Genomic DNA, 10,131 nt, shown 5'->3' with positions numbered 1-10,131 from the left:
CCACCCTAGCTAATTTCTAAAGTGTAATAGACAAATGAAGTCTTGAGTCATGCAGGTCGAGGCTGGTGCTCCCAGGAAACTGCAGAATGGGTGTTGACTGCTTATATTGCGCGAGATGATGAGGCGCGAGTACAACGGGTTTTGATTTCTCTGCGCTAATTGATTTTGAATGCTCTACAGCCTGAAGGAGGGCCTTGTACTGCTGATCGTCTAGCGAAAGTCGAGTTCGCAGGGCTTCGATACTAGAGGGGCCTGGAATATTTTTGTCGCTGAGATATTCTGACAGACGGCCTGACGACAGTCCAAGGTCCCGGGCGAAGGCTCGTTGTGAATAGCGAGGATTTAAAGAGCGACGTTTTTGAAACAACTCATTGAGAAAATCTGAGACGGAAATAGTAGCTTCATTCATGATTGAAGGAATTTATGATATTTCTTTCTGTTTTTAAGTATTATTTTTCAGATTAAATGAGAGACGACTGCTCCAGGAGAGAAGTTGGAGCGGAAGACGTTTTTTTGCCTTAGTTTAAACACTAATTTTCTCAAAGTCGAACGAAGGTCCTTCAGGATTCTGTTAAGAGGACCGAAAAGTCCTTTATGAATCTCCTACGGTGCGTACTGCTATTACAGGTTCTTCTTTTCTCGGCGCTATCTTATGCATCGCCGTCAGTTTTAACATATCAAGGTCGTATTCTTAAATCAGATGGGACTCCATTGGAATACGGTGCTGTGAGTTTCCTTTTTCAGATCACAGAACCCGCTGGTTCTTGCGTAATTTATCAAGAGCAAGTGACAGGCTATAGCATGGTTAACTCCGGTGGTGTTTTCGATGTGCCTATTGGCGGCGGAACAGTTCAATATCCGTTAAGTGGTACATTCACAGTTTTAGATGCGTTTAACAACGCGACACCTTCATTCAATTGTGGAAGTTGTTCGTTGGTAGGTAGCAACTACGTTTGTGCTAATGGATCTGGCAGTTACAATCCCTCGAATGGAGATTCGCGAAAATTGCGCGTTTCTTTTTATGATGGGACTGGTTGGAAAATGATTTCACCAGACTCTGTGATTCGCTCTGTTCCTTTCGCTGGGTATTCTTTGTCGGCGCAAAAGTTAGGATCTTACGACTCATCGTCATTCATTCTTAAATCGGAAATCAACAATCCTGGAACCGGCAGCGTTTCTTGTGACGGCGGTCAGTTTTTAACTTGGGATGCGGCTACAAAAAAATTCGGCTGTTCGGGTGTTTCCGGAGCCAGTGGTGGAACTGTGACAAGTGTTTCCACCGGGACTGGACTTACTGGTGGACCGGTTACTGGAATCGGAACAATCAGTCTTGCAAATACTGCGGTGACTGCAGGTTCTTATGGTTCCGCAACACAAGTTCCCAGTTTTACTGTTGATGCGCAAGGTCGCTTAACTGCTGCAGGAAATGTGGCTATCGCGGGCGTGGCTCCAGGTGGAAGTGCTGGAGGAGATCTTTCGGGCACTTATCCAAATCCTTCGGTGGCGAAAGTTCAAGGCATTACGGTGAGTGCGACGGCTCCTACGGCTGGTCAGGTAATGAAATATGTGGGAACAAGTTGGACACCGGCGACGTTGGCACTTTCTGATATCACGGGGCTATCAACCTCATTGAACAGCAAAGTGGATTTGGCGCAAATGCCTTCAACCTGTGCGGCGAACCAGACTTTGAATTGGACATCAGTCACAGACACATTTGTTTGTAACACAATTGCGATCAATGCGAATCAGATCACAGCAGGAACAATTGCATCTGCTCGCATGCCTGGATTAACAGGTGATGTGACTAGCCCTGCGGGAAGTGTGGCAACAACTATTGCAAATGGTGCCGTGACGGCTGCGAAGTTGGGCGCTGATGTTGGCGCTTGGCAAACGGATGGAACTCATGTTTATCGGGCCTCTGGAAATGTGGGCGTTGGTACAACGACTCCATTAGAAAAACTTCAAGTGAATGGTCGAACATTTATTACCAACGATCCGACGAACTATCTTTGGGCAAGTCGTCTGGGTTACGTAGATGTCTTTGTTGACGACTTAAATGGTAGTCAAAAGTCAGCTGTTAACAATATTACCTACGCGAGTTCTATTGAGCTTCGAAATATCAGCACCGACGGGGTGGCTCGTCAGAACACGGGACTCAACGTCAATGTATTGGCTCAAGTTGCTGATGGAACGACAAATACCAACAAAGCTGTTGCAGCCTATTTTGCTTCCATGCGAAACAACACGGCAAGCGCGACTCAAGACTCTGGTAGCTTGGGCACAGCACAGGGCATTCAAATTGACTATGGACACAATAGCATCGGAGCAAAGACTCCTGTTACGACGACGGCATCTGGTATTGTGATCACTCCCTATCATAAGAGTGGAACGATCACTAATTCCTATGACATTTTCCTCGGGTCGCCAAATGTCGGTGGCTCGGTTACGAATCATTATAGTCTCTATCAACAAAGCACCACTGCTAAAAACTATTTTGCCGGCAATATTGGTATTGGTACGACCTCTCCATCTGTTTCATTGGATATGGGTTCAAAAACGGATGCCCTTCGCATGCCGAATGGTACGACGGCGCAGCAGCCGGCTTCTCCATTGAACGGGATGCTTCGTTATAACACGACGACTAACTTTGCAGAGATTTATCAAAGCGGAGCGTGGGTGAGCTTAACAACTTCAGCCGGTGGTTCGAACGTAACGACGAATTCTTCGGGCGCAGTGATTGTCGCCGCTGGCGGTACAGATCAAAATGTGACTCTGCAATCATCGGGGACTGGTGTGGTTACTTCACCAAGTGTGATGACGATCACAAATGCAACCGCATCAACAGCGTCGAATAATGGTGCTCTGGTCGTCAGCGGTGGTGTGGGTATTGGTGGGAACATCAATGCGGGTGGCAATATCTATTCAAGTGGAAGTGTGTCTGCCGCGACGAGTATGTACACTCCGATTATTTACGGAAGTTCTGCGGCGAGTGGAACTTTAACTTTGGATTCAACTTCTGATGCAACTAAGGGAAAAATCATTCTAGCCCCAAGCGGTGGTAATGTCGGGGTTGGGACAACTACACCAGCAGCTCCCTTGGATGTAGTTCGTGATACAAGTGCATGGATTCGAATTCAACAAGCATCGAGTGATACAAATGGTGCAGCTATGGGTTACTTTAAATCCAGAGGGACTGTTGCCTCTCCGACAGCCGTGCAGTCTGGTGACCGCATAATGGGGCTGTATGCGACGGGATATCATTCCGGCGGAGCTTTTGGTGGAAATACAGGTGCTGTACAAATTTCGGCTGCGGAAAATTTCACCGCAACAGCCCAAGGATCTAAAATAGATTTTGGAACAACCTTGAATGGTACAACTTCGCGCTTAACCCGTATGACGATTGATAATACAGGGTATGTTGGGATTGGAACGACGAGCCCATCGGCGATGCTCCATATTTCTGGTGATGCGGGCATGGCGACAATTCAAAGAGCAAATTCGTCAGGACCGGACTACTCAGCATCTCTTAACCTTCTCAGCTCGAGAGGGACTACTGGTGCGGCAACGGCTTCCTTGCTCAATGACTTTACTGGGAAAATTTCTTTTGGTGGTTATGACGGATCTGGTTATACAAATGGAGCACGTATTTTTGGGAAAGTCGACACGGCTCCGAGTGCGGGGAATGTTCCGTCATCTCTTGTTTTTGAAACGGGTAACAACACATCTGGTCTTGCTGAACGAATGAGAGTTACTTCTGCAGGAAATGTCGGTATTGGCACAACCTCGCCCTCTCAGAAGCTGACAGTTGATGGAACTGGATTGATTGGAAATCCGTCGACCAACTATACCGGGATTTATAATTCACTCGTATTAGGAAATACTGCCTTGGGGCCTCATCTCATTTTTGATGGAGGCGCCGCCAGCATTATGAGAACCTTGTGGAACTCAAATAGTCTGACCTTTTCAAAATGCTCAACCACTGACTGCGGTTCCTCTACAAATTTGCTCTTCATTGATTCCACAAATTCATATATGAAAGTTGGAAATTCAGCCTATAAGCTGTCTCTGGGTGTGGCAAATCCAGCTTATGATATTACCTTTAGAGGCGGGGCTGCCAGAAGTATCGGAATGGAAAGGAATAGCTCCACTCAATCTGACTTGGTTATCAATGCCGGGGCGCCCATCTTAGGGACGACAGATGGTCACGGCGGGAATCTCATTTTGCAGTCGGGAATATCAACTGGAGCTGGTGACTCTGACATTCAATTCTATACAGCTGCAGCGTCTGTATCTGGGACTGCAGACAATACTCCCTTGAGAAGAATGACCATAGCATCCAGCGGTAACGTCGGGATAGGGACAGCAGCCCCTGCTTCAATTTTGCATGTCGCTGGCGCGGGAAACCCGGTCATTAAGTTACAAGACACTGCAAATTTGAATTCCGCCAATGCTTACGCTGGATGGATTTCAGGTCAGGACTCGGCAGGAACAGAAACTTGGTGGGTTGGTGAAGGTTCAAATACAGGAAAATCTATCGGACTTGCTACAAATATCGCTGGTTACGAAGTTAAAATTGCAAATAGTGCTGGATCCATCATTCTAAATTCGTCCGGAAATGTCGGAATCGGAACCGCGACGCCAATTGCGGCATTGCAAGTTGTTCCAGGGGTGGTTTGGACGACGTCCAATTGGAAGAAAGTGGCTAGCTTTGGGGATGATACTTCGACTTCGACAGCTCTTGAGTTGAGTGCCGGTGCTGCTCGTAAGTGGGGTGTGGGGGCGACTTCGGGTGATGGAAGTTTGAACTTCTTTACGACGACGGCTTCCACTGCTGGAGCTACTGCTACTGTTCCTTTGGTTCTTTCGACAGCTGGTAACGCAACTTTGGCTGGTTGTCTTAACTATAATTCGTCCACTTTGGGAACTTGTCTTTCGGATCAAAGAGTAAAAAAAGATGTTCATAGTTTCAATATCGGTCTTGAACAGCTTTTGGGCCTTCATCCGGTGTATTTCAAATATAACGGTAAGGGTGGAACCCTTGAGGATAAAAATGATCGTATTGGTTTTATCGCTCAAGATGTAGAAAAAGTAGCCCCACAAATTACCGCTAAAGTAAAAACCAAATTGAATCCTTCAGATGACAAGGAAACTGAGCTGACGCAGGTTAATTACGGGGCTTTGACCTATATGTTGATCAACGGCTTCAAAGAATTCTATGCGCGTTGGTTTGAAGATCATAAAGTTTTGATGGATCAGTCACGACGAATTTCTTCTGTTGAAGAGGAAAATAAGCAGTTGAAATCTGAGAACAAGATGATCAAGTCATATCTATGCAAAAAAGATCCCGAGGCGCCTTTCTGTCAATAAAGGCGAGGTTTCAGTAAACCGGATAACACCAAAGCGGAATGTCTTGGACCGGATTTGCTTTAAGCAAAGTCAAAGTGCCAGCATGGTAGTTTCCGAACGAGCTTCTTTGGAGGGCTACAAATAAGTTAATCTGCTTGTCGCCCCAAGCCTTGCTATTGCCGGTCTGCCACATAGACATGCTGTGCGTCTCTGTTTGTTGGGAAAGCTCAAGAGTCACGATCTTCCCTGTAACGGTGATCGATGTGATCTCAGGGAAGATCTCTTTATCAGCCTCGCAAGTGACACGAATCGAGTCGCCGCCCATCCACCAAGCTTGGGCAAATACACTGAAACACAATGAAGAGATAAAAAGGGCTGAGCTGAGGGCGAATTTCACGATTGGACTCCTAGGGGAGCCAGTTGGATTATAGAAAAGGGCCTTTAGAGGCAAGCAGTCCGAAGTCGACTGAAAAAATTATTTGCCTCGTTTGGTGGTTTTGGTCTTCGCTTTGGCTTTGGCCTTAACCTTAGCCTTGCCCTTTGCGGAGGGCAGGGATTTTACAAACTCCCGGGCTTCCTGTTTTTCCTGGTCGGAAATTCGATTCCATTCTTTGTTGGTCAAAGCGCCAATTAAGGCATAGGCAAAGATCGAATGGCGATTCTTGGGATTGACCTTGATCAATTTAACCAAAGCTTTCTTCCATCCTAGCTGTATGAATTTTGGCGCTGTCTTGATGCCAGCCTTAAGGAACTCTCGCTCACTCACGGCGCCTAGATTTTTTAGATCAGAAATCTTTTGGGCACTTTGCAGAACAGACTCCGCAGGCTCGTCGGAAAAAAGACGGGGCTTGCGAGTGTCGATCTTGGTTGAAATCTTCTCTGCATTGGCTTTAGCGGATTTAGCTTTCGTAGATTTCGCCTTTTTAGATTTTGCTTTGGGAAAGCTGCCCCAATAGCTATGTGGTCTAATGACTTGAGCCATGATTTCAGAAGCAAGATCGTCAAAGCCTTCGGTATCCAGAGGAAGATAGAGCCATTTTGGTAGAATGGGGTGGGGAGTTAGCTCGGGGAATTGTTTCAGAGCTTTTTCATGATGTTCCCGTTCCAAGGGAAACATACAGCCATACCACAATTCATAATCGTAAGTTTGGTTGCGATAGCTTCGATATCCCGGTGTTTCGAAGGTCACCAAAACAAGTTTGTCGGCGAGATAATAGGCAAAGCCTCCGAACATAGCCTTGCGGCGAACTCCCTCGTCGGGAAGAAGACTTTCAATCCATTTAAGTTCTTGAGGTTCTTTTGCCATAACTGAGGATATTATTTTTGGGCTGTGAAATGAAAGACTTTTTAATCAATCTTAGGAATTTTAATCTCTTTGACCGCCAGTTCGAGTTTTCTTTTGGTGTTCTCAGGCAGTTCTCTTTTTCGGCATAGAACAGCTTGCAGGATTTTACTGTCGGTGTGGCTTTTAAGCAGGGTTGATGGATAGTTTACTTTTTCGAGATTGAATTTAACAACCAAAGGAAGACCGCAGACACCATCAATTCGCCCCCCTTTAAGCATCTCCATAGCTTGTCCCATGTCGGCGATGTCCATGACCAGTTCGTGTTTCAGATATTTCGTCGAAAGGTCCACGCATGTACCACGAATCAGGCCAATTCGAAGTTTGGACAAATCAGTGTTGGCGGATTTTGTTAAAAAGAGCGTCGGTTTCGAAGTGTATAGTTTCGTTTGAACTTCATATTCACTTTTATATTTCAGACAGGAATCTTCAAAGACAATTGCAAGATCCGGTTTGATGTTGCTGAGAGAATTGACCAAACGAATATGAGGGTAAAGGTGAAAGCTGAACTTAATGCCGGAGTGTTTTGAAATATCTTTCAAAATATCATAATTCAGGCCGTGAAGTTTTCCATCAACAGAATAGCTGAAGGGCCCAACATCTGACATAGCAATCTTCAATGGAACTTCGGCGGCATGCGCCAGAGTGTTGAGACTGAAAAAGAATTTCAAAAGACAAAGTATCATGGTTCTAAGAGTAGTGGCGAGTTTCCCGACAATCAAGTGTCAGATGTTTGTGATCTTGAGATTTATTTGCCCCGATATATGTAGAAATGCGAGAATAAATCGACCTGAAGTTGTTGGGAGAGATATGCCCGAGTTACATAATGATTTCTTTCAACTGTCTCCAGATCTGCTAGTGATCCTTGATTCCCAAGGTCGAATTGTCGAGGGCAACACAGCTTGGCATGAAAGCCTGAGTGGGCGCTCCCAGGAATCTACAGGAAATTCGTTTTTTGATTTCGTTCATCCCGCTGATGTTGAAGCTGTTTCGTTATACTTGAAGTCACATTCTTTTGATGAGGGCGCGGGCCCCAAGGAATTCTCCCTGCGTCAGAGCACTAAGTCAGAGGAGTATTTTTTAGTGAACTGGATATTTTGCATGAGCCCCCAGACGAAGCTTTTCTATGGAAGTGGGCGAAAGGGGGATTCGGGTTCTAAAATTTCCTTCGAGAATAATATGCTTATAAAAATTCTCGACGGTGTTCCTGCGATGATTGGATATTGGGACCGCGATCTTCGCAATAAATTTGCTAACAAAGCGTATTATGAATATTTCTTGGTGAAGCCTCAGGAGATTAGAGGAAAACATATCCGCGAGGTCATAGGTGAAAAACTTTTCGCGGCAAATGTTGGATATATGGAGAAAGCGCTTGCGGGGGAGTTTCAAACCTTCGAGCGGGAAATACCTTTGCCACAGGGAGGAAGCCGCGCCACTCTGGCGAACTATATTCCAGACATTGAAGGGGGGCAGATAGTCGGCTTCTTTGTTGTTGTGACTGATGTTAGCAAAATGAAGAGAATTGAAAGCGAACTTCTTCAAGCCTTCAATGCCCTGGAATTGGAGAAAAGTCGGTTCTCTCTGTTGGTCGAAGCATTGGATCTTACAGCCATGGTGGAAATCGCGGATTCCACGGGAGCGATCACTTATGCGAATGAGAAGTTTGTAGAAGTTTCTGGTTATTCAAAAGAGGAGCTTCTGGGGCACAGTCATCACAAACTCAATTCAGGTTTTCATCCACCGGAGTTCTTTGCAGAGCTGTGGCAAACAATTCTAGAGGGGAAACCCTGGCACGGGGAGATCTGCAACAGAAAGAAAAACGGGGTTCTCTACTGGGTCGACACCATCATCGTTCCAATCCCAGATGCTCGGGGTAAGGTGGGACAGTTTATCGCTATTCGATTTGATATCACAATGCGGAGAGAAGCAGAGAAAACCTTGATCGAGTCCTCGAAGATGGCCTCTTTGGGAATTATGGCCGCAGGAGTCGCTCATGAAATCAACAATCCTTTAGCTATCATAAAAGGAAAAGTGGAAACCTTGCAGCGCAAGCTCGCCGATGTGAATTTCTCGAGGACGAGCATTCAGGAAGAGTTGGAGAAAATCGGACAAACCTCAGATCGAATTGGCAGCGTGGTCAGGGGCCTACGCAGTTTTGCCAGATCTGGCGAAAAGGATCCTTTTTCATTGGTGCAAGCTTCTGATTTGGTCAGTCAGACACTGGCTTTGTGTAAGGAACGTTTCTCTAAGCATGGAGTGGAGATTCGTGTGGAGGTCCGCGCGGATTTGACTTTTATGTGTAGGCCGGGACAGATCATTCAAGTGTTGATCAACCTATTGAATAACTCCTTTGATGCCTTAGAGAAACTTGAAGAGAAATGGGTCTCCATCGACGTTCGGGAAACTGTCGCAGGTAAGATTCGATTTGCTGTTTTGGACAGCGGACAAGGGATACCTCCCAAATTGGCCGAACAAGTCATGTCACCGTTTTTTACAACCAAGGAAATAGGCAAAGGAACCGGTTTAGGCCTCAGTATTTCCAGGGGGATTATAGAAGACCATGGGGGGCATTTATGGTTGGATCAAGAAAGTAAGAACACAAAGTTTGTATTTGAAATTCCGATGTTTCATAATGAAGTCGGGCAAAGGAATATTTGAACGATGAAGAAACTTGCGAACCTGAATATGTTGGTTGTCGACGATGAGGTGATGATTCGTGAGATACTCAAAGATCTCTTTGAGTATGAAGGCGCCAAAGTCTTTGAGGCCTCCAGCGGGCGCAAAGCCTTGGATGTTCTTAAAGACAATCAAATTGATGTGCTTCTCACTGACGTGCGCATGCCTGACGGCGATGGGATCACTCTTGCCAAAAATATTCATGATCGGTATTTGAAGCCGCCGAAGGTTTTCTTTTTAACTGGCTATAGTGATGTCAACTTGGATGACGTCAAAAAGTATGGCGTTGTGGATATTCTCTCGAAACCAATGGAGGGTGAGACCTTGATTGATCGCATCGTGGAGGGGATCAGTCACAATTAAGAGAAGGCTCGCAGGAGTGCGAGCCTTTCATTGGGCTTACCATTCTTCAGACATCATGCCGTGGTGACCTTTGCCGTGCATTGGGCAGCCTTCTTTCCCCATTTCTTTACAAGAAGTTTTCATTTCAGCACGACAGTCGCTCATAGACTTGCTTGAACGAAGGCAGGTTGCCATGCTTTCATGCATCTTCGCCATATTTTCTCTTTGCACGGCCGTCCACTCCATGGGAGGAGCTTTGGATGTCGTTGATTTTTTTGCTGTGTCGGCAGCATGTGAAAGTGTTGCGCCAAAGGTTATTGCAACGAGTGCCGCCAGAAGAGTGCTTTTCATTTGAAAGTCCTTTCAGATTAAAATTGTTTCTTCAATATATGTCTGAACAACACAAAGGGAAGTTGCTCCAAAAT

The 10,131-nt window shown here is 45.8% G+C and carries 8 protein-coding genes; 3 read left to right on the top strand and 5 right to left on the bottom strand.

Annotated features, from left to right (window positions below; all coding sequences use genetic code 11):
- Window positions 1–16: 16 nt before the first annotated feature.
- The gene (locus NWE73_RS14880; RefSeq protein ID WP_277579136.1) at window positions 17–409 is read right to left on the bottom strand and encodes a helix-turn-helix domain-containing protein; all 393 of its coding nucleotides are present in this window, start codon (window positions 407–409) and stop codon (window positions 17–19) included.
- Between the two features lie 185 nt (window positions 410–594).
- On the opposite strand from NWE73_RS14880, the gene NWE73_RS14875 reads away from it, so the two are divergent.
- Window positions 595–5,367, top strand: a complete 4,773-nt coding sequence (locus NWE73_RS14875) for a tail fiber domain-containing protein (protein ID WP_277579135.1) — start codon at window positions 595–597, stop codon at window positions 5,365–5,367.
- Between the two features lie 10 nt (window positions 5,368–5,377).
- Here the strand turns inward: NWE73_RS14875 and NWE73_RS14870 are convergent, their stop codons facing one another.
- The 3 genes from NWE73_RS14870 to NWE73_RS14860 form a co-directional block, all read right to left on the bottom strand.
- On the bottom strand, window positions 5,378–5,743 hold the full coding sequence (locus NWE73_RS14870; protein ID WP_277579134.1) for a hypothetical protein: 366 nt from the start codon (window positions 5,741–5,743) through the stop codon (window positions 5,378–5,380).
- Between the two features lie 78 nt (window positions 5,744–5,821).
- A complete protein-coding gene (locus NWE73_RS14865; RefSeq protein WP_277579133.1) occupies window positions 5,822–6,652 on the bottom strand; it encodes a TfoX/Sxy family DNA transformation protein in 831 nt (276 codons plus the stop codon).
- Window positions 6,653–6,693: 41 nt separating this feature from the next.
- Entirely contained in the window at window positions 6,694–7,359 is a 666-nt protein-coding gene (locus NWE73_RS14860; protein WP_277579132.1) for a substrate-binding periplasmic protein, read from the bottom strand.
- Between the two features lie 139 nt (window positions 7,360–7,498).
- Between NWE73_RS14860 and NWE73_RS14855 the strand changes: the two genes are divergently transcribed.
- Window positions 7,499–9,346, top strand: coding sequence for a PAS domain-containing sensor histidine kinase (locus NWE73_RS14855; RefSeq protein ID WP_277579131.1), 1,848 nt, complete (start codon window positions 7,499–7,501; stop codon window positions 9,344–9,346).
- A gap of 3 nt (window positions 9,347–9,349) precedes the next feature.
- Window positions 9,350–9,727 (top strand): response regulator, encoded by a 378-nt coding sequence (locus NWE73_RS14850; protein ID WP_277579130.1) that lies wholly within the window; start codon window positions 9,350–9,352, stop codon window positions 9,725–9,727.
- Between the two features lie 36 nt (window positions 9,728–9,763).
- Here the strand turns inward: NWE73_RS14850 and NWE73_RS14845 are convergent, their stop codons facing one another.
- Window positions 9,764–10,057: a hypothetical protein gene (locus NWE73_RS14845; protein ID WP_277579129.1), complete on the bottom strand. Its 294-nt coding sequence runs from the start codon at window positions 10,055–10,057 to the stop codon at window positions 9,764–9,766.
- Between the last annotated feature and the right edge of the window lie 74 nt (window positions 10,058–10,131).

It is taken from the genome of Bdellovibrio svalbardensis, assembly GCF_029531655.1.
In the GTDB taxonomy this organism is placed as follows: Bacteria; Bdellovibrionota; Bdellovibrionia; order Bdellovibrionales; family Bdellovibrionaceae; genus Bdellovibrio; species Bdellovibrio svalbardensis.
This window is presented reverse-complemented; position numbering and strand designations above follow the sequence as displayed.